Source organism: Microbacterium sp. NPDC089189 (assembly GCF_040685095.1).
GTDB lineage: Bacteria > Actinomycetota > Actinomycetes > Actinomycetales > Microbacteriaceae > Microbacterium.
On record NZ_JBFBHG010000026.1, the window covers coordinates 12,395 to 31,490 of the forward strand.

At 72.0% G+C, this 19,096-nt stretch carries 18 protein-coding genes and 1 pseudogene; all 19 read right to left on the reverse strand.

Going from position 1 to position 19,096, the window contains the following annotated elements; all coding sequences use genetic code 11:
* Window positions 1-25 precede the first annotated feature (25 nt).
* On the reverse strand, window positions 26-631 hold the full coding sequence (locus tag AB0N73_RS13735; RefSeq protein ID WP_363564398.1) for a Trp biosynthesis-associated membrane protein: 606 nt from the start codon (window positions 629-631) through the stop codon (window positions 26-28).
* On the reverse strand, window positions 628-987 hold the full coding sequence (hisI, locus tag AB0N73_RS13740; protein ID WP_363564400.1) for a phosphoribosyl-AMP cyclohydrolase: 360 nt from the start codon (window positions 985-987) through the stop codon (window positions 628-630). Before hisI ends, AB0N73_RS13735 begins: the two co-directional genes overlap by 4 nt.
* The gene (hisF, locus tag AB0N73_RS13745; RefSeq protein ID WP_363564402.1) at window positions 984-1,748 is read right to left on the reverse strand and encodes an imidazole glycerol phosphate synthase subunit HisF; all 765 of its coding nucleotides are present in this window, start codon (window positions 1,746-1,748) and stop codon (window positions 984-986) included. The genes hisI and hisF overlap by 4 nt, the downstream gene beginning before the upstream one ends.
* Entirely contained in the window at window positions 1,748-2,590 is an 843-nt protein-coding gene (gene hisG / locus AB0N73_RS13750; protein WP_363564404.1) for an ATP phosphoribosyltransferase, read from the reverse strand. Before hisG ends, hisF begins: the two co-directional genes overlap by 1 nt.
* A 46-nt stretch (window positions 2,591-2,636) precedes the next feature.
* Window positions 2,637-2,900: a phosphoribosyl-ATP diphosphatase gene (locus AB0N73_RS13755; protein ID WP_363564406.1), complete on the reverse strand. Its 264-nt coding sequence runs from the start codon at window positions 2,898-2,900 to the stop codon at window positions 2,637-2,639.
* Between the two features lie 28 nt (window positions 2,901-2,928).
* Window positions 2,929-3,603, reverse strand: coding sequence for a ribulose-phosphate 3-epimerase (gene rpe, locus AB0N73_RS13760; RefSeq protein WP_363564408.1), 675 nt, complete (start codon window positions 3,601-3,603; stop codon window positions 2,929-2,931).
* Window positions 3,604-3,605: 2 nt separating this feature from the next.
* The gene (locus tag AB0N73_RS13765; RefSeq protein ID WP_363564410.1) at window positions 3,606-4,997 is read right to left on the reverse strand and encodes a transcription antitermination factor NusB; all 1,392 of its coding nucleotides are present in this window, start codon (window positions 4,995-4,997) and stop codon (window positions 3,606-3,608) included.
* Window positions 4,994-5,914 carry a methionyl-tRNA formyltransferase gene (gene fmt / locus AB0N73_RS13770; RefSeq protein WP_363564412.1) on the reverse strand — a complete coding sequence of 307 codons (921 nt, stop codon included), beginning with the start codon at window positions 5,912-5,914 and terminating at the stop codon, window positions 4,994-4,996. The genes AB0N73_RS13765 and fmt overlap by 4 nt, the downstream gene beginning before the upstream one ends.
* Window positions 5,915-5,922: 8 nt before the next feature.
* Window positions 5,923-7,923 (reverse strand): primosomal protein N', encoded by a 2,001-nt coding sequence (locus tag AB0N73_RS13775; protein WP_363564414.1) that lies wholly within the window; start codon window positions 7,921-7,923, stop codon window positions 5,923-5,925.
* Window position 7,924: 1 nt separating this feature from the next.
* Window positions 7,925-9,118, reverse strand: coding sequence for a methionine adenosyltransferase (metK, locus tag AB0N73_RS13780; RefSeq protein WP_363564416.1), 1,194 nt, complete (start codon window positions 9,116-9,118; stop codon window positions 7,925-7,927).
* Between the two features lie 91 nt (window positions 9,119-9,209).
* Window positions 9,210-9,464, reverse strand: coding sequence for a DNA-directed RNA polymerase subunit omega (gene rpoZ / locus AB0N73_RS13785; protein WP_363564418.1), 255 nt, complete (start codon window positions 9,462-9,464; stop codon window positions 9,210-9,212).
* Between the two features lie 53 nt (window positions 9,465-9,517).
* Entirely contained in the window at window positions 9,518-10,432 is a 915-nt protein-coding gene (gene gmk / locus AB0N73_RS13790) for a guanylate kinase (RefSeq protein WP_363564420.1), read from the reverse strand.
* Window positions 10,425-11,279 carry an orotidine-5'-phosphate decarboxylase gene (pyrF, locus tag AB0N73_RS13795; protein WP_363564422.1) on the reverse strand — a complete coding sequence of 285 codons (855 nt, stop codon included), beginning with the start codon at window positions 11,277-11,279 and terminating at the stop codon, window positions 10,425-10,427. The genes gmk and pyrF overlap by 8 nt, the downstream gene beginning before the upstream one ends.
* On the reverse strand, window positions 11,276-14,563 hold the full coding sequence (carB, locus tag AB0N73_RS13800; protein WP_363564424.1) for a carbamoyl-phosphate synthase large subunit: 3,288 nt from the start codon (window positions 14,561-14,563) through the stop codon (window positions 11,276-11,278). The genes pyrF and carB overlap by 4 nt, the downstream gene beginning before the upstream one ends.
* The gene (gene carA / locus AB0N73_RS13805) at window positions 14,563-15,738 is read right to left on the reverse strand and encodes a glutamine-hydrolyzing carbamoyl-phosphate synthase small subunit (RefSeq protein WP_363564426.1); all 1,176 of its coding nucleotides are present in this window, start codon (window positions 15,736-15,738) and stop codon (window positions 14,563-14,565) included. The genes carB and carA overlap by 1 nt, the downstream gene beginning before the upstream one ends.
* Window positions 15,735-16,244, reverse strand: coding sequence for a hypothetical protein (locus AB0N73_RS13810; protein ID WP_363564428.1), 510 nt, complete (start codon window positions 16,242-16,244; stop codon window positions 15,735-15,737). The genes carA and AB0N73_RS13810 overlap by 4 nt, the downstream gene beginning before the upstream one ends.
* Window positions 16,241-17,551 carry a dihydroorotase gene (locus AB0N73_RS13815; protein ID WP_363564430.1) on the reverse strand — a complete coding sequence of 437 codons (1,311 nt, stop codon included), beginning with the start codon at window positions 17,549-17,551 and terminating at the stop codon, window positions 16,241-16,243. The genes AB0N73_RS13810 and AB0N73_RS13815 overlap by 4 nt, the downstream gene beginning before the upstream one ends.
* Window positions 17,548-18,516 (reverse strand): aspartate carbamoyltransferase catalytic subunit, encoded by a 969-nt coding sequence (locus AB0N73_RS13820; protein ID WP_363564432.1) that lies wholly within the window; start codon window positions 18,514-18,516, stop codon window positions 17,548-17,550. The genes AB0N73_RS13815 and AB0N73_RS13820 overlap by 4 nt, the downstream gene beginning before the upstream one ends.
* Window positions 18,513-19,046, reverse strand: a pseudogene (gene pyrR, locus AB0N73_RS13825) (bifunctional pyr operon transcriptional regulator/uracil phosphoribosyltransferase PyrR); the annotation flags it as partial. The gene AB0N73_RS13820 and the pseudogene pyrR, both read right to left, overlap by 4 nt.
* Window positions 19,047-19,096 lie beyond the last annotated feature (50 nt).

A 19,096-nucleotide genomic window follows, 5' to 3' on the forward strand; every position in this document is an offset into this window, starting at 1 on the left:
CGCGGGTTGCGGCCCAGGTTCCAGTCTAGCGGGGCGGTTCGGGCGTCGTCGGATCGGTGCCGCGGCTGAGATCGTCCCAGGAATCGATGGCGTCGAGGGGGGCGTCGGCGGGGAGCGCGGCCCGGCGCGCCGCGGTGTCGTACTTGCGGCCGCCGGTCGCCCAGCCGTAGCCGGTGACGAGCACGAAGACGCCGACCAGCGCCAGCACGACGGCGACGAGGAGCGACACGGCCGGCCACGCGGTGACGGTCGCCGACACGACGAGGGTCGCGACGGCCGAGTCCCCGGTGATGCCCGTCGTGTCGGTGACGGCGGGGGCGTACGCGTCGACGTGGGGGCCAGTGAGCACCGGAAGGGTCAGCACGAACAGCAGCACCGCGATCGCGACGGTGATCGCGCCGAACACGAGGCGCAGGATGCGGCCCACGATCGAGAGCGCCGCGCCCAGCGCGAGCACGGCGAGGCAGAGCGGCGCGAGCACCGGGACGGCGTCGGCACCCGCCACGGCGACGTCGGCCGAAGCGCCGTCGCCGAGCACCACGTGGATCCACGTCTGGGTCGAGGAGATCGTGCCCACCGCCCCGGCGGCGAGGGCGATCAGCACCGAGAGGAGGCGCGCGCGTCGGATCACGCGTCGCCCCGGACGGGGTCGAGGTCGTCCGCGTCGAAGCAGGTGCGGTCGCCGGTGTGGCAGGCCGCGCCCACCTGTTCGACGCTCAGCAGGATCGCATCGCCGTCGCAGTCGAGGCGCGCGCCGCGGACGAGCTGGATGTGGCCGGACGTGTCGCCCTTGCGCCAGTACTCCTGACGTGAGCGCGACCAGAACGTGACCCGGCCGGACGTGAGCGTGCGCCGGAGCGCCTCCGCATCCATCCACCCGAGCATCAGCACCTCGCGCGTGTCCCACTGCTGCACGATGGCGGCCACGAGGCCGTCGTCGGTGAAGGCGACGCGGGCGATGCGCTCCTCGACCGTTTCGGCGCTCATGCGCGCACCTCGATGCCGTCGGCGACCAGGGCGTCCTTGACGTCGCCGATCGTGAGCTGCGCGGAGTGGAAGACGGAGGCGGCGAGGACCGCGTCGGCGCCCGCGCGGATGGCGGGCGCGAAGTCGGCTGCCGAGCCCGCGCCGCCCGAGGCGATCACCGGGACGGACGAGAGCTCGCGCATGAGGCCGACGAGCTCGAGGTCGAAGCCGTCCTTGGTGCCGTCCGCATCGATCGAGTTGACCAGGAGCTCCCCCGCCCCCCGCTCGATCGCCTCGCGCGCCCACTCGAGGGCGTCGAGGGTCGTCTGCGTGCGGCCGCCGTGGGTGGTGACGACGAAGCCGGAAGCCGTCGCGTCGGACCGCTTGACGTCGAGCGAGAGCACCAGCACCTGCGCGCCGAACCGGTCCGCGATCTCGTCGAGCAGCGCCGGGCGCGCGATGGCCGCGGAGTTGACGCCGATCTTGTCGGCGCCGACGCCGAGGAGACGAGCCACGTCGTCCGCCGAACGGACTCCCCCGCCCACCGTCAGCGGGATGAAGACCTGTTCGGCCGTGCGGCGGACGACGTCGTAGGTCGTGGCCCGCTCGTCGACCGTGGCGGTGACGTCGAGGAACGTCAGCTCGTCCGCCCCCTGCGCGAAGTACAGCCGGGCGAGCTCGACCGGGTCGCCCATGTCGCGGAGGTTCTCGAAGTTCACACCCTTCACCACGCGCCCCGCGGCCACGTCGAGGCAGGGGATGACGCGGCAGACCAGACTCATCAGAGCCTCGCGGCGTGGATCTCGGTGACGAGGATCGCGCGTGCGCCGATCGCGTACAGCGCGTCCATCACCTGGTTGACACCCGTCCGCGGGCTCATGACGCGCACGGCGACCCAGGAGGGGTCGCGCAGCGGCGAGATGGTGGGCGACTCGATGCCCGGTGCCACCGCGATCGCCGCGTCGATCAGGTCGGCGGGCAGGTCGTAGTCGACCAGCACGTAGCGGCGCGCGGCGAGCACGCCGCGCAGGCGCCGGAGCAGCGTGTCGAGGCCGGTGGGCTCCTGCGCGCCGGTGATCAGCACGGCGTCGGACTCCAGCAGGACGGGGCCGAAGATCTCGAGCCCGGCCTGGCGCAGGGTCGTGCCGGTCGAGACGACGTCGGCGACCGCATCCGCGACGCCCAGCTCGACCGCGGATTCGACCGCACCGTCCAGCGGCACCAGGTCGACGGCCACGCCGTGCTCATCGAGGTATGCGTCGACGAGCCCCGGGTAGGCCGTCGCCACCCGCATGCCCTCGAGGTCGGCGAGCTCGGAGAAGCGCCCGGGAGGGCCTGCGAAGCGGAACGTGGAGCCGCCGAAGCCGAGGGCCTCGATCTCACGGGCGCCCGGCATCCGCGCGTCGAGCAGCAGGTCGCGGCCCGTGATGCCGACATCCAGCGCGCCCGATCCCACGTAGGTGGCGATGTCCTTGGGGCGCAGGTAGAAGAACTCGACGTCGTTGACCGGGTCGATGATGTGCAGGGCCTTGGGGTCCGTGCGGCCGTGGTAGCCGGCCTCGGACAGCATCGCGGCGGCGGTCTCGGAGAGCGAGCCCTTGTTGGGCACGGCGATTCTCAGCATGGTGTGGAGCTCTTTCGGAAGGAGACGTGAGGGATGCGGCGGCAGGTCACAGATGTCGGTAGACGTCGGTGAGCGACAGCCCCTTCGCGAGCATGAGCACCTGCAGGTGGTAGAGCAGCTGCGAGATCTCCTCGGCGGCGGCCTCGTCCGACTCGTACTCGGCGGCCATCCAGACCTCGGCGGCCTCCTCGACGATCTTCTTGCCGATCGTGTGCACGCCGGCATCCAGCTCGGCGACGGTGCCCGAACCTGCCGGTCGCGTCGTGGCCTTCTCGCTGAGCTCTGCGAACAGATCGTCGAACGTCTTCACCGTCCCAGGGTAGCGTCCCGGCGGCGGGTCAGTGCGCGTGGCGGTGGGCGGAGCCCGCGGTGGCCCGGAGACCCCGGATCGCCGCGTCGGGATCATCCGCGCCGAACACCGCGGATCCGGCGACGAAGGTGTCGGCCCCGGCCTCGGCCGCCTGGGCGATGGTCGACGCCGAGATGCCGCCGTCCACCTGCAACCAGACCGCGGAGCCGCGGCGCCGCGCCTCGTCGGCGAGCTCGCGCAGCTTCGGCATCGTCTCGGGCATGAACGACTGCCCGCCGAACCCCGGCTCGACCGTCATCACGAGGATCTGGTCGAACTCGTCGAGGATCTCGTACAGCGCGTCCGCACGCGTGCCGGGCTTGACCGCCACCCCCGCTCGCGCGCCGATCTGGCGGAGGCGCCGCGCGACGGCCACCGGGTCGGCGGCGGCCTCGAGGTGGAACGTGACCGAGGCCGCGCCGATCTCGGCGTACTCGGGCGCCCAGCGCATCGGGTCGTCGATCATCAGGTGCACATCCAACGGCACCGGACTCGTGGCCTGGATGCGCTCGACCATCTGCGGGCCGAACGTCAGGTTCGGCACGAAGTGGTTGTCCATCACGTCGACGTGCACGAAGTCGGCGGCGGCGATCCGCGCGAGCTCGGCCTGCATGTTGACGAAGTCGGCGGCGAGGATCGACGGATTGATGCGGATGTCGGACACGGTTACCTCTTCTCGTCGGTCGACGGGCGCCGACGCAGCAGGGAGATGAACATGGCGTCGGTGCCGTGACGATGCGGCCACAGCTGCGCCCGCCCGCTGCCGCTGGAGGGCGCCGGCAGGTCCAGCGGGGTCCGGGAGACGCTCTGGAGCACCGCCCGCGCATCCAGCTCCTCGACGTCGTCGCCCGCGGTGCGCAGCACGTCCGCGACGACGCCGGTGGTCTCGGCCAGGTGCGGGGAGCAGGTCACGTATGCCAGCACTCCCCCGGGCCGCAGCGCCGTGAGGGCCGCGGCGACGAGGTCGCGCTGCAGGTCGACGAGCTCGGTCACGTCGTTCGGCGACTTCCGCCACCGCGCCTCGGGGCGGCGCCGGAGCGCGCCGAGTCCGGTGCAGGGCGCGTCCACGAGGATGCGGTCGTAGCCGCCCGGCGTCGCGTGCGCGCGGTCGCGGCCGTCCTCCTCGCTCACGGGAACCTCGGCCGGCACACCGGCGAGGGCCCGGCGCACCAGACCCGCCCGGGTGTGCGAGATCTCGTTCGCTTCGAGCGCGGCACCGTGGCGGAGCGCTTCGGCGGCGAGGAGCGCGGTCTTGCCGCCCGGGCCGGCGCACAGATCGAGCCAGCGTTCGCCGGGACGGATGGGGGTCGCGGCCGGGAGCGCCAGGGCCACGAGCTGGGACCCTTCGTCCTGCACCCGGATGCGGCCTCCCGAGGCGGTGACGATGCGCTCCGGGTCGCCGCCGGGCAGCTGCGCGCCGACGGGCGAGTACTGCGTGGGGGCGAGGTCGGCCGGGCGGGTGGCGAGCCCCGGCAGGACGGCCAGCGAGACGCGCGGGGACGCATTATCGGCACGCAGCAGGTCGTCGATCTCGTCGGCACGTCCCTCGGCAGCGAGTGCCCGGCGGAAGGCGCGGAGGATCCAGACCGGGTGCGAGTGCACCAGCCCGATCCGCTCGTCGTCGGAGCGGGCCGCCTGCTCGATGCGCCCCATCCACTCCCCCGGCGTGTCGCGCGAGATCCGGCGCAGCACCGCGTTGGCGAATCCCGTGGCGCTCTGGCCCGCCACCTCGCGCACGAGGGCCACCGTCTCGTGGACGGCCGCGTGCGAGGCGATGCGCGTCGAGAGCAGCTGGTGCACGCCGAGGCGCAGCGCGTCGCGCACGTCGGGATCGATGGCCTGGATGTCGCGCCCCGCGGCCAGCGCGATGATGGCGTCGTAGGTGCCCTGGCGACGCAGGGTGCCGTAGGTCAGCTCGGTCGCGAGAGCGGCGTCCTGCGTGTCGAGTCCGGCGCGATCGATCTCGACCGGCAGGAGCAGATTGGCGTAGGCCTCGGACTCGTCGACGGCGCGGAGCGTGGCATAGGCCACGCGACGGGGGTCGGCACGGCGGCTCATGAGCCGGCCACCGGGCTGCTGGTGCGCAGGCCCCGCCACCAGTCGCCGGCCGCCATCGCCGACTTGCCGGCGGGCTGCACGGTGACGATCGCGAGCGGGTCGGAGCCCGTCCCCACCAGCACCGCGGCGCCCTCCCCGCGCAGGGCACCGGGTGCGAGGGCGACCTCGGCATCGGCGCGGCGCAGCTCGTGGATCTTCAGGCGGGCCCCGTCGATCGTCGTGAAGGCGCCAGGCTCGGGGGTCGTGCCGCGGAAGCGCCCGAGGATCGTCTCGGCCGTCGCCGTCCAGTCGAGCCGCCCGTCCTCGGCCTCCAGCTTCGCGGCGTAGGTCGACGGTTCGCCCTGCGCGACGGCGGTCGCTGTGCCGGCCGCGAGCCGGTCGACGACGTCGACGAGCTGCCGGGCGCCGGAGCGGGCGAGCTGCGCGAGAAGCTGATCGGCCGTCGCGCTCGGCGGGATGCGGGAGGCCTCCTGTGCGAACACGTCGCCCTCGTCGAGTCCCGGGGTCAGCTGGAACACGCTCGTGCCCGTCTCCGCGTCGCCGGCGATCAACGCGCGCTGCACGGGCGCCGCACCGCGCCACCGCGGCAGGAGCGAGAAGTGCAGGTTGATCCAGCCCAGGCGCGGAACGGCCAGGAGCGGGGCGCGCACGAGCGCGCCGTAGGCGACGATGACGCCCAGATCGGGGCGGAGCGCGGCGACCCGCGCCGTCATCTCGTCGTCGAGCCGGTCGGCCTTCAGCACCGGCAGACCCGCCTCGTCGGCGGCCTGCGCGACCGGGGACGGGGTGAGGATGCGCTTGCGTCCGAGCGGGGCGTCGGTACGGGTGATGACGGCGGCGATCTCGTGATCGCTCGCCCGCAGCGCGCGGAGCGATTCGACGGCGGGATCGGGTGTTCCGGCGAAGACCAGACGCATCGGGCTCCTCATAGATCGGGGTCGGGCACGTCCACCCGCACTCTGAGTGTATTGCGGCTCTTGGGCGCCCCGCGGGTGCGACGGGCTCGGGTCGAGACCGCATCGGCGATCACGGCGGCACGCAAGGCGCCGGTGACCGCGCGCCCCGCGCCGTAGTCGAACCGCACCAGCGCGCGGGCGCGCGGCGGATCCTCGCCGGGCAGCGGAGCGGGCCCGAGGATCGACTGGTCGTCGAGCTCCGGGACGTCGCGTCGCAGCTGGGCGAGCACCTCGTGGAGCTCGCGGGGCGGGCCCTCCACCGCCGCCACCCGCATCGCCGGCGGCATCCGCAGCGGGGTCCGCTCCGACAGCTCGCGCAGGGCGTAGGCGGGCTGGGTCCACGTGGCGAGCGCCCGAGCGACGGGACCCACGACCCCCGCCAGCAGCACCGGCGCACCCGGCGCCGCGAGAGCGGCCGCGTTCGACCACCAGCGCAGGCAGAACTCGCCGATGCGCAGATCCTCGGCGAGCAGCATCCGATCGCCGTCGAGCAGCAGCACCGCGCGATAGCCCTCGTCCGCGATCGGCTCGGCGCCGCGCGTGGCGATGACGAGCGCCGGCCGGTGCTCCACCCGGAGGACCGGGTGGTCGCCGTCGGCGATGATCACGCGCGTGCCGGGGAAGGCGCGTCCGAGCTCGTCGGCGGTGCGCTCGCTTCCTGCCGAGGCGAGGCGCAGCTTCTGCCCCTCGCACGCGGTGCAGCGCCAGAGCGCGATCCCGCGTCCGCACCACGAGCACTCCGGCGGAGAGCCCGCACGGCGCACCCGCAGCGGGCCGGTGCAGTGCGGGCATCGGGCCGGCGTGCGGCACGAGTCGCACACCACGACGGGCGCGTAGCCGGGGCGCGCAACCTGCACGAGCACGGGGCCCTGCGCGAGCGCTTCGCGGACCGCGGCGAACGCGGTCGAGGGGATGCGCGCGTGTCCCGGCGCGTCGGAGGTGGCGGTGAGGATGACGCGCGGGGTGATCCGGCGTGCCGCGATGATCTCGCGGAACCAGCCCACCCGCACCAGGCGCTCCATGTCGCTCGTGCGGGTATGACCGGCCACGAGCAGGGCGCAGCCGTCGGATTCCTGACGCAGCAGCGCCGCGTCCCGGGCGTGCACCCCGGGGCTGTGAGGCTCGGCCAGCAGCGGGTCGCCGTCGTCCCACACGACGAGCAGCCCCAGGTCGCTGACCGGCGCGTAGACCGCCGAGCGGTTGCCCACGACGATGCACGGCGCGTCGGCCAGCATCCGCAGGAAGGCGCCGTACCGCGCCGGGCCCGACTGGCGGGCGTCGTCGCGCACGAGCGCGGTCGCGGGCACGCGCCCGGCCAGCGCCGTGAGCAGCTGATCCTGATCGCGGTGGTCCGGCACCACCACGACGACGCTGCGTCCGGCCGCGAGTGTACGCAGCGCCGCGGCGGCCAGCAGCACGGCCCACGCGCCGACGGTCGCGCCGTCGGCGAGCGTGGCCGGGCGCGGCACCGCATCCACCACGAGGCGCTCCCCCGCCAGGATCGCCTCCGTCAGGTGCGGGAACGCCGCCAGCACCTCCTCCGCCGTCCGGACGTCGCCCGGGTCGATCATCGGCGCCTCGGGCGGCGGCGAATGCTGCCAGGCCTTCTCGGCACGGACCATCCGTCGCGGGATCGCGAGCCGCAGGATGTCGGAGGCCGATCCGGCCGCGCGGTCGGCCGCACGACGGGCGAGGGAGTAGAGCTCCGGCGTCAGCACCGGCATCGGCGACACGACGCTGTCGATCTCGGACAGCGGCCGATCGTCGACGGGCTGCTCGATGCGCTCGACGAGATAGCCGTCGACCACGCGCCCCATGCTCCGCAGCGGAACCTTGACGCGCACGCCCGGCTGCGCCTCGGCGTCGAACTCGGGCGGGATCGAGTAGTCGAAGAGCCGGTCGAGCTGCGGCAGCGGAGAATCCAGCAGGACACGCGCCACGGGTCGGGCGGGAGCCGGTGCCCCCGCCATCTCAGAGACCGGCGGCCGCGCGGAGCTCCTCGACGCGGTCGAGGCGCTCCCACGTGAAGTCGGGCAGCTCACGACCGAAGTGACCGTACGCCGCCGTGGCCGCGTAGATCGGGCGCAGCAGGTCGAGCTGCTCGATGATCGCCTTGGGGCGGAGGTCGAAGACGTCCAGCACGGCGCGCGTGATGACGTCGTCGGCCACGTGACCGGTGCCGAAGCTCTCGACGTACAGACCCACGGGCTTCGCCTTGCCGATCGCGTAGGCGACCTGCACCTCGAGTCGGTCGGCGAGTCCCGCGGCCACCGCGTTCTTGGCCACCCAACGCATCGCATAGGCGGCCGAGCGGTCGACCTTCGAGGGGTCCTTGCCGCTGAAGGCGCCGCCGCCGTGCCGCGACGCGCCGCCGTAGGTGTCGATGATGATCTTGCGACCGGTGAGGCCGGCGTCGCCCTTGGGGCCGCCCGTCACGAAGGGGCCGGCGGGGTTGATGAAGTACTCCACGCCCGTGGTGTCGAGTCCGGTGGCGGCCAGGACCGGGTCGATGACCTCGCTGCGCACGAGCTGGCGCAGCTCCTCCTGGCTGATGTCGGGGTGGTGCTGCGTCGACAGCACGACGGAGTCGACCGTGACCGGCACGTGGCCGTCGTAGCCGAGGGTGACCTGCGTCTTGCCGTCGGGGCGCAGGAACTCGAGCGCTCCGGAGCGTCGGGTGTCCGCCAGGCGCTCCGCCATGCGGTGCGCGGTCCACGCGGCCATCGGCATGTACTGGGGCGTCTCGGTGGTCGCGAAGCCGAACATGATGCCCTGGTCGCCGGCGCCCTGCTCGTCGCGGGGGTCGGCGGAGCGCTGCTCGCGCTGTTCGAAGGCCTGGTTCACGCCGGCGGCGATGTCGGAGGACTGCGCACCGATCGACACGCTCACCCCGCACGAGTCGCCGTCGAACCCGGTCTCGCTGGAGGTGTACCCGATGCGGTTGACGACATCGCGCACGATCGCGGGGATCTCGACGTAGGCCCGCGTGGACACCTCGCCCGCCACGTGCACGAGCCCGGTGGTGACCAGGGTCTCGACGGCGACGCGGCCTTCGGGGTCTTCGCGGAGGATCGCATCGAGGATGCTGTCGGAGATCTGGTCGCAGATCTTGTCGGGGTGTCCCTCGGTGACGGATTCTGAGGTGAACAGACGCAACTCGGTCATCGATGCTCCAACTCGCTGCGGGACGGCGACCCCGCAAGTATGACGCTCCCCCCGGACACGGATGTGCCGGGGGGAGCGAAAAGGGTAGATGTCACTCGGCGTGCCGCAGGCGCAGCTTGTCCTCGTGGATCTCGTGAAGTGCGATCGTGAGCGGCTTGTCCTCGATCGTCGAGTCGACGAGCGGCCCCACGTTGTCGAAGAGGTTGCCCTCGTGAAGGTCCGAGTAGTAGTCGTTGATCTGACGCGCGCGCTTGGATGCGTAGATCACCAGCTGGTACTTGGAGTCGACCTTTTCGAGCAGGCTGTCGATCGGCGGATCGATGATGCCCTGGTTTGTCCCTGCCATGGCGAAACCTCCTGGTTCGGGGATGACGGCGGAAAGCGGAGCGCGGCGTGTCGTCACGACACGCGCGCAGAAGCCTCCGCCAATTCTACGACCTCTTGCGCGGCATCGGCGACGTTCGCGTTCACAACCAGGTGATCGAACTCGTTCTGCGAGGCCAGCTCGACCCGCGCGGTGCGCAGACGCCGGGCCCGCTCCTCCTCGTCCTCCGTGCCGCGACCCACCAATCGGTCGACCAGTTCGTCCCAGCTCGGCGGCAGGAGGAACACCAGCGTCGCGTCGGGCGCGGCTTCGCGCACCTGACGGGCGCCCTGCAGGTCGATCTCGAGCAGCACGGTGCGACCCTCGGCCAGCGCCGCCTCGATCGGGCCGCGCGGCGTGCCATACCGGTGCGTGTTGTGCACGGTCGCCCACTCGAGCAGCTCGCCGCGTTCGATCAGCGCGTCGAAGCCGGCGTCGTCGACGAAGAAGTAGTGCGTGCCGTCGACCTCCCCCGGTCGCGGGGTGCGCGTCGTCGCCGACACCGACAGGAGGATCTCGGGGTGGTGCTCCTGGATGTGGGCGGCCACGGTGCCCTTGCCGACGGCGGTGGGACCGGCGAGCACGAGCAGCCTGCTGCGCGAGGAGCGGGCCACCGGCTCCGGCACGCGTCCGTCGAGCCAGGTCTCCAGCGCGCGGCGCTGCCGGACGCCGAGCCCGCCGAGACGCTTGACGGGCGAGATGCCGAGATCGGCCAGGATGCGGTCGCGCTTGCCCTCGCCGATCGCCGGGATCGAGGTCAGGAACTCCGGCACGCGGATGGTCCCGGCCGGTGAGGCCGGATCGGCCGTCGCCCGGCGGAGGATCTCCTGCGGGCTGACGACCCGCGTCGCGATGTCGCGTTTGAGCGAGGCGCGCGCACGACGCGCGGCGACCGCTTTGCGCGATGCCGCGACGCGGTCGACCTCGGGCGGTGTCCGGCTGTCAGCCATGGGTTCCTCCCGTGTACAGGGCGCGTCGTTGCTCGATGCGCTGGGCCAGTCGGTCGGGTCCGACGGCCAGGATGCTGCGGCTCTCGCTCGCGATGACGTTCGCGGCGACGTAGCCGAAGAGTCGGTCGAGATCGGAGGGCTCCGCGCCCTGCGCACCGAAACCGGGAGCGAGGATCGGGGTGCCGGCCAGCACGATGTCGGTCAGCCCGAAGCGCGCCCGGTCGACCGTGGCCCCCACGACCACGCCGATCGATCCGAGCGCACCGGGAAGCCCGACGTTGTTCCATCCCGCGTCGCGTGCGACCCGCTCGGCGACGCGTTCGCCGTCGTCCGATGCGCTGTCCGCCGTCGCGGCCTGCTGCACGGTGGCGGCCTCGGGGTTGCTGGTGGCGGCGAGTACGAAGGCCCCCTTGCCGTGGCGGAGCGCCGTGGTGAGGGTCTTCTGCAGCGAGTCCGGCCCCAGGTACGGGCTCAACGTCACCGCATCGGCTTCGAGGGGAGCCCCGGGGGCGAGCCACGCCTGCGCGTACCCTTCCATCGTCGTGCCGATGTCGCCGCGCTTCGCGTCCGCGATCACGAGCAGACCGGCATCCCGCGCCGCCGCCTGGACGTCCTCGAGCGCCGCGAAGCCCCGCGAGCCGTAGCGCTCGAAGAACGCCACCTGCGGTTTGACGACACCCACGCGGCCGGCGGCCGCCTCGACGACGCGCAGCCCGAAGTCTCGCGCGCCGTCGGCGCTCGTCGGCAGCCCCCACGACTCGAGCAGGCTCTCGTGCGGATCGATGCCGACGCACAGCGGACCGTGCTCGTCCATCGCCGCGCGCAGCCGCTGCCCGAATGTGGTCACGCGCGCGCCGCCCGATCGGCGGCGTACTCCTGCAGGCTCTTCACCGCGAAGCCCTCCCGCAGCACCGGCAGAGCGCTCACGGCCGCACCGAGCACGGCCATCGTGGTGAACAGCGCCTTGTCGGCGGCCACCGCCGCGGCGCGGATCTCGTAGCCGTCGGCACGAGCCGATCCGCCGCTCGGGGTGTTCACGACCATGTCGATCTCGCCCGCGTTGATGAGGTCGACGATGTTCGTCTCGCCCGACGCCTGGGTGTCCGAGTACTTGTTGACGACGCGGACGGCGATGCCGTTGCGCGCCAGGATCTCGGCGGTGCCCTCCGTGGCCACCAGCTCGTAGCCGAGCTCGTGCAGACGGTGCGCGGGCAGGATGACGGCGCGCTTGTCCGAGTCGGCGACTGAGATGAAGACCGTTCCGCCCAGCGGCATCCCGCCGTACGCGGCCTGCTGGCTCTTGGCGAAGGCCGTCGGGAAGTCGCGGTCGATGCCCATGACCTCGCCGGTGGAGCGCATCTCGGGTCCGAGCACCGAGTCCACGGTCTTGCCGTCGGCGGTGCGGAACCGCTTGAACGGCAGCACGGCCTCCTTGACCGAGACGGGCGCGTCGAGCGGCACGCGGGAGCCGTCCTGCGCGGGAAGCAGCTTCTCGACGCGCAGCTCGTCGATCGACGAGCCCGACATGATCCGGGCCGCCGCCTTGGCGAGCGGGATGCCGAGGGCCTTCGACACGAAGGGCACCGTGCGGCTCGCGCGCGGGTTGGCCTCGATCACGTAGAGCACGCCGGCGCTGATCGCGAACTGCACGTTGAGCAGTCCGCGCACCCCGACGCCCTCGGCGATGGCGAGCGTCGCCACGCGGACGCGGTCGATGTCGCTGCGGCCGAGGCTCACGGGCGGCAGCGTGCAGCTCGAGTCGCCGGAGTGGATGCCGGCCTCCTCCAGGTGCTCCATGACGCCGCCGATGTAGAGCTCGGTGCCGTCGTAGAGCGCGTCGACGTCGATCTCGATCGCGTCGTCGAGGAAGCGGTCGACCAGCAGCGGCAGGCCCGGGCCGATGATGGCCTGGTCGGCGACGCGCACGAAGTAGTCGCGGAGGCTCTCGGTGTCGTAGACGATCTCCATCCCGCGCCCGCCGAGCACGAAGCTCGGGCGCACGAGCACCGGGTACCCGATCTCCTCGGCGACCGTCACGGCGCCCTCGACGTCGATCGCGGTGCCGTTGCGGGGCGCGACCAGCCCCGCGTCGTCGAGCAGACGGGCGAAGAGCTCGCGCTCCTCGGCCAGGTCGATGGCCGCGGGGCTGGTGCCGAGGATCGTGTACCCGGCGGCCTCGATGCCCTTGGCGAGTCCCAGCGGCGTCTGGCCGCCGAGCTGGCAGATGACACCGAGGATCTCTCCGGAGCGGCTCTCGGCGTGCAGCACCTCGAGCACGTCCTCCAGCGTCAGCGGCTCGAAGTAGAGCCGGTCGCTGGTGTCGTAGTCGGTCGAGACCGTCTCGGGGTTGCAGTTGACCATGATGGTCTCGTATCCGGCATCCGAGAGCGCGAACGACGCGTGCACGCAGGAGTAGTCGAACTCGACGCCTTGGCCGATGCGGTTCGGGCCCGAGCCGATGATGACGACCTTCGTGCGCTCGGAGGGCGTGACCTCGGTCTCGGCCTCGTAGCTCGAGTAGTGGTACGGCGTGAGCGCCGGGAACTCCCCCGCGCACGTGTCGACCGTCTTGTACACCGGTCGCACGCCCAGCGCGTAGCGGATCTCCCGCACCTGCGGCTCGTCGATGCCGCGCAGCTGGGCGATCTGCACGTCGCTGAAGCCGTGCTCCTTCGCGATGCGGAGGGTCTCGGCATCCAGCTCGTCCGCCTCGCGGATGTGGTCGGCGACCTCGTTGATCAGCACGATCTGGTCGAGGAACCACGGGTCGATCGCCGTGGCGTCGAACGCCTGCTCGATCGTGGCGCCCTTGCGGAGCGCCTGCTGCAGCACGACGATGCGGCCGTCGGTGGGTGTGCGGGAGATCTCGAGGAGCTCCTCGAGCGAGCGCGGCTCCTCGCCCCAGTGGAAGCTGGATCCGCGCTTCTCGAGCGAGCGGAGCGCCTTCTGCAGCGCGGTCGCGTAGTTGCGGCCGATCGCCATCGCCTCGCCCACCGACTTCATGGTGGTCGTGAGCGTCGTGTCGGCGGCGGGGAACTTCTCGAAGTTGAACCGCGGCACCTTCACGACGACGTAGTCCAGCGTCGGCTCGAAGCTCGCCGGGGTCACCTTGGTGATGTCGTTCGGGATCTCGTCCAGCCGGTAGCCGATGGCGAGCTTCGCGGCGATCTTGGCGATCGGGAAGCCGGTGGCCTTCGAGGCCAGCGCGGACGACCGCGACACGCGCGGGTTCATCTCGATGACGATGATGCGTCCGGTGGCGGGGTCGATCGCGAACTGGATGTTGCACCCGCCGGTGTCGACGCCCACCGCACGGATGATGTCGATGCCGATGTCGCGCAGCTTCTGGTACTCGCGGTCGGTGAGGGTGAGCGCCGGGGCGACCGTGATCGAGTCGCCGGTGTGCACGCCGACCGGGTCGACGTTCTCGATCGAGCACACGACGACGGTGTTGTCGGCCGTGTCGCGCATGAGCTCGAGCTCGTACTCCTTCCACCCGAGGATCGACTCCTCGAGCAGGACCTCGTTCGTGGGCGAGTCGTGCAGACCTGCGCCGCCGATGCGGCGCAGGTCGTTCTCGTCGTACGCGAAGCCCGAACCGAGCCCGCCCATCGTGAAGGAGGGCCGCACCACGAGCGGGTAGCCGAGCTTCTCGGCGCCGGCGAGCAGGTCGTCCATCGTGTGGCAGATGACGGAGGCGGCCACATCCGCGCCCGCGTCGAGCACGAGCTGCTTGAAGATCTGGCGGTCCTCGCCCTTGTTGATGGCCTCGAAGTCGGCGCCGATCAGCTCGACGTCGTACTTCTCGAGGATGCCGTGCTTGTGCAGGTCGATCGCGGCGTTGAGCGCGGTCTGACCGCCCAGCGTCGGCAGGATCGCGTCGGGACGCTCCTTGGCGATGATCGTCTCGATCACCTGCCACGAGATGGGCTCGATGTAGGTCGCATCGGCGAAGTCGGGATCGGTCATGATCGTGGCCGGGTTGGAGTTGACCAGGATCACGCGCACGCCCTCGGCGCGCAGCACGCGGCACGCCTGGGTGCCGGAGTAGTCGAACTCGCAGGCCTGGCCGATCACGATCGGGCCGGATCCGATGACGAGGACGGAGTGGATGTCGTCGCGCTTGGGCATTACTTGGTGTCCTCGTTCGTGGAGCGAGCGGAGCGGGTCGACGCCTCGGCGATCACCATGTCGCGGAAGCGGTCGAACAGGTAGTTGGCGTCGTGGGGTCCGCCGGCGGCCTCGGGGTGGTACTGCACCGAGAAGGCGGGGAGGTCGAGGGCGCGCAGGCCCTCCACGACGTTGTCGTTGAGGCCGATGTGGCTGACCTCAACCCGGCCGTAGCCGTTCGGGCTGTCGCTGATGCCCTCGAGCGGGGCGTCGACGGCGAACCCGTGGTTGTGGGCCGTGATCTCCACCCGTCCGGTGGAGCGGTCGAGCACGGGCTGGTTGATGCCGCGGTGGCCGAACGGCAGCTTGTAGGTGCCGTAGCCGAGCGCCCGACCGAGCAGCTGGTTGCCGAAGCAGATCCCGAAGAAGGGCAGGCGGTCGTCGAGGACGGCGCGCAACAGCTCGACGTGGTCCGCGGAGGCGGCGGGGTCGCCGGGGCCGTTCGAGTAGAAGACCGCGACGGGGTCGATCGCGCGGATGTCCTCGATCGTGGCGGACTGCGGCAGCACGTGCACGTCGAACCCGCGTGCGGCGAGGTTCACGATCGTGGCCTGCTTCACGCCCAGATCGAGCACCGCCAGGTTGCCGACGCGCTCGCCCACCGCGGGCGTGACCTCGACCGCGGCCACCGAGACAGACGCCGACAGGTTCTGCCCCGCCATCTCGGGCGCCTCCCGCACGATCCGCACCTGCTCCTCGGGGTCGAGCGCCGCGGCGTCGCCCGAGAAGATCCCGCCGCGCATGCTGCCGGCGGAGCGGATGTGGCGCGTCACCGCGCGCGTGTCGATGCCGCTGATGCCCACGACGCCGTCGCTGACGAGCGCCTCGTCGAGGCTCTGGTCGGCGCGCCAGTTGGAGACGACGCGCGAGGGGTCGCGGACGATGTAGCCGGCCACCCAGATGCGGCGGGATTCGGGATCCTCGTCGTTCACCCCGGTGTTGCCGATGTGGGGTGCGGTCTGGAGGACGATCTGGCCCGCGTAGGAGGGGTCGGTCAGCGTCTCCTGGTAGCCGGTCATACCGGTGGAGAAGACGACTTCGCCGAGGGTCGTGCCGGTGGCGCCGTAGGCGCGACCGACGTGGCGGGTGCCGTCCTCGAGGACGAGGACGGCGGGTCCGGTGCGGAAGAGGGTCATGCGTCGGTTCCCGTCGGAGTGGGGTGGGGCAGGATCGCGGCCACGGCCTGAGCGGCGTCGCGGGCGGAGGTGCCCTGGGGGCGGAAGTAGGAGTCGAGAGGGGTGTCACCCAGGAGCCAGGTGACGCGCAGCAGGCCGTCGCGCTCGACCACCCGGTCGATGGCGACGGTCGCCTGGGCGGCGGAGACGAGGCGGTCGCGGTCGAGGAACACGGGATCCGATCCGCGCAGGCGCAGTGCCAGCCCGGAATCGGTCACGACGACCTCGCCGGCGGCGCGGAAGCCCAGACCTCGGATGGCGAGGCGTTCGAGGGGCGCCTCGTGCGCGGTCGTGGCGACGTACAGCCCGGAGAACTCCGCGCGGACGACCGCGCCCGCGGGCACCTCGCCGCGCGGCGCGACCAGGCCGCCGTCGCGCCGGGATCGTCGCCACCATCCCCAGGCCATCAGGGCGATCAGCACGAGAGCGACCCCGATCATGACCAGAAGTGCGCCTTCCTTGCTCATGCGCGCACCTCCGCGGCGTCCACGAGCGCTCCGGAGCGCACCGTCGCCGTCCCGCGGTGGAACGTCCAACGGACGCTGCCGGGCAGCTCCTGCCCGAGGTAGGGCGAGTTGGTGCTGCGCCCCTGCAGGTCGGCCACGTCGAAGGTGCCGCCGGCGTCGGCGTCGTAGAGCGCGAGGTGCGCCGGCTCGCCGACCGCGAGCGGGCGTCCGTGCGCCGCGAGCCCGCCGATCCGGGCGGGCGTGCGGCTCATGACCCGGGCGACGTCGGCCCAGTCGAGCAGTCCGGTGGCGACCATCGCGCGGTGGACGACCCGCAGCGCGCTCTCGAGTCCCACCATGCCGTTGGCGGCGGCCTGCCATTCGCAGGCCTTCGCCTCGGCCGGATGCGGGGCGTGGTCGGTTGCGACGATGTCGATCGTGCCGTCGGCGAGACCCTCGCGGACGGCGCGCACATCCTCGTCCCGGCGCAGCGGCGGGTTCACCTTGAAGCGCGCGTCGTAGCCGCGGGCCAGTTCGTCGGTCAGCAGCAGGTGGTGAGGCGTGACCTCCGCGGTGACCGCGATGCCGCGCTTCTTGGCCCAGCGCACGATGTCGACCGAACCGGCCGTCGAGAGGTGGCAGACGTGCAGCCGCGACCCGACGTGCTCGGCCAGCAGCACATCACGGGCGATGATCGATTCCTCCGCGACCGCGGGCCAGCCGGTGAGCCCGAGCTCCGCCGACACCGCGCCCTCGTTCATCTGGGCGCCCTCGGTCAGACGCGGGTCCTGCGCGTGCTGCGCGATGACACCGCCGAACGCCTTCACGTACTCGAGGGCGCGTCGCATGATGAGCGGGTCCCACACGCAGAAGCCGTCGTCGCTGAAGACCCGGACGGCCGCCCGCGAGCGTGCCATGGCGCCGAGCTCCGCGAGCCGTTCGCCCTTCTGCCCGACCGTGACGGCACCGATCGGCTGGACCGTCAGGTAGCCGGCGGCCTCGCCGAGAGCGAGCTCCTGCTCGACGACGCCGGCCGTGTCGGCGACGGGAGAGGTGTTGGGCATGGCGAACAGCGCCGCGTACCCGCCGGCCGCGCCGGCCTGCGATCCGGTCAGCACGGTTTCGGAGGCCTCGAAGCCGGGTTCGCGCAGATGCGTGTGCAGATCGACCAGGCCCGGCAGGGCGATGAGTCCCGCGGCGTCGACGATCGTCGCGCCGGCCAGGCTCGCACCCGATCCGATCTCGCGGATCGTGCCGTCGACGATCACGATGTCCGCGGTGTCGGCGCCCTCGAGACGCGCACCGCGGATGACGAAGCTCTCGCTCATGATGCGGCCTCCTTCTCGTTGCCGGGTCGTTCGCCGGCGAGCAGCAGATACAGCACGGCCATCCGGACGGAGACGCCGTTGGTCACCTGCTCCAGCACCGTCGACCGCGGCGAGTCCGCCGCGCCGGCGGAGATCTCGAGCCCGCGGTTCATGGGCCCTGGGTGCATGACAATGCTATCGGCCGGAAGCGCCGCGAGCCGCGTCGCATCCAGGCCCCACGCGCGTGCGTACTCGCGCTCGGTCGGGAAGTACGCGGCGTTCATCCGCTCCAGCTGGATGCGCAGCATCATGACGGCGTCGGGGCCGCCGGCGATGGCGGCGTCGAGGTCGTACTCGATGCGCGCCGGCCACCCGGTGACGTCCTGCGGGATCAGCGTGGGCGGGCCCACGAGGGTCACGTCCGCGCCCAGCGCGTCGAGGAGCCACACGTTCGAGCGCGCGACGCGGGAGTGCAGGATGTCGCCGACGATGGTGACCGACAGCCCGGACAGATCGCGCCCGCGGCTCTCGGCCCCGAACGTGCGCTTGCGCAGCGTGAACGCGTCGAGGAGGGCCTGGGTGGGGTGCTCGTGGGTGCCGTCGCCCGCGTTCACGATGCCGGCGCTGATCCACCCGCTCGTGGCGAGCGTGCGCGGGGCGCCGGAGGATCCGTGGCGGATGACGACCGCGTCGGCGCCCATCGCCTGAAGGGTCTGCGCGGTGTCCTGCAGCGACTCGCCCTTCGAGACGCTGGAGCCCTTCGCCGAGAAGTTGATGACGTCCGCCGAGAGCCGCTTGGCCGCGGCCTCGAACGAGATGCGGGTGCGTGTGGAGTCCTCGAAGAAGAGGTTCACGACGGTCTTGCCCCGCAGCGTCGGGAGCTTCTTGATCTCTCGCTGCTGCGTGTCGGCCATGTCCTCGGCCACGTCGAGGATGCGCAACGCCTCCTCGCGCCCGAGGGTCTGGGTGTCGAGAAGGTGCCTCATGCGCCGATCGTCACCTCCTCGAGACCGTCGGTCTCGGCCAGGCGCACGTTGACGCGCTCGTCGCGCGCGCTGGGCAGGTTCTTGCCGACGAAATCGGGGCGGATCGGCAGCTGGCGGTGGCCGCGGTCGATCAGGGTGGCCAGCCGCACGGCGGAGGGCCGCCCGATGTCCTGCAGGGCGTCGAGAGCCGCACGGATGCTGCGTCCGGAGAACAGCACGTCGTCGACGAGGACGACCGTCTTGCCGTCGATGCCGCCGGGCGGGATCTCGGTGCGCTGGGGCGCGCGGGTGGGGTTGGTGGCCAGGTCGTCGCGGTACATCGTGACGTCGAGGGCGCCGACGCCGACGGATGCTCCCCCGAACTCGCTCACGAGTCCCGCGATCCGGCGGGCCAACGGCACGCCCCTCGTCGGGATCCCGAGGATCACCAAGTCGTGGGGGCCTTTGTTCGATTCCAGGATCTCGTGAGCGATCCTGGTCAGTGCTCGGGCGATGTCGGCCTCATGCAGCACGGTGCGCGTGCTCATCCGCCGCTCCCTTCTCCGCCTCGCAGGACGGTGTTAAAGGTTGCTGTGGGTTC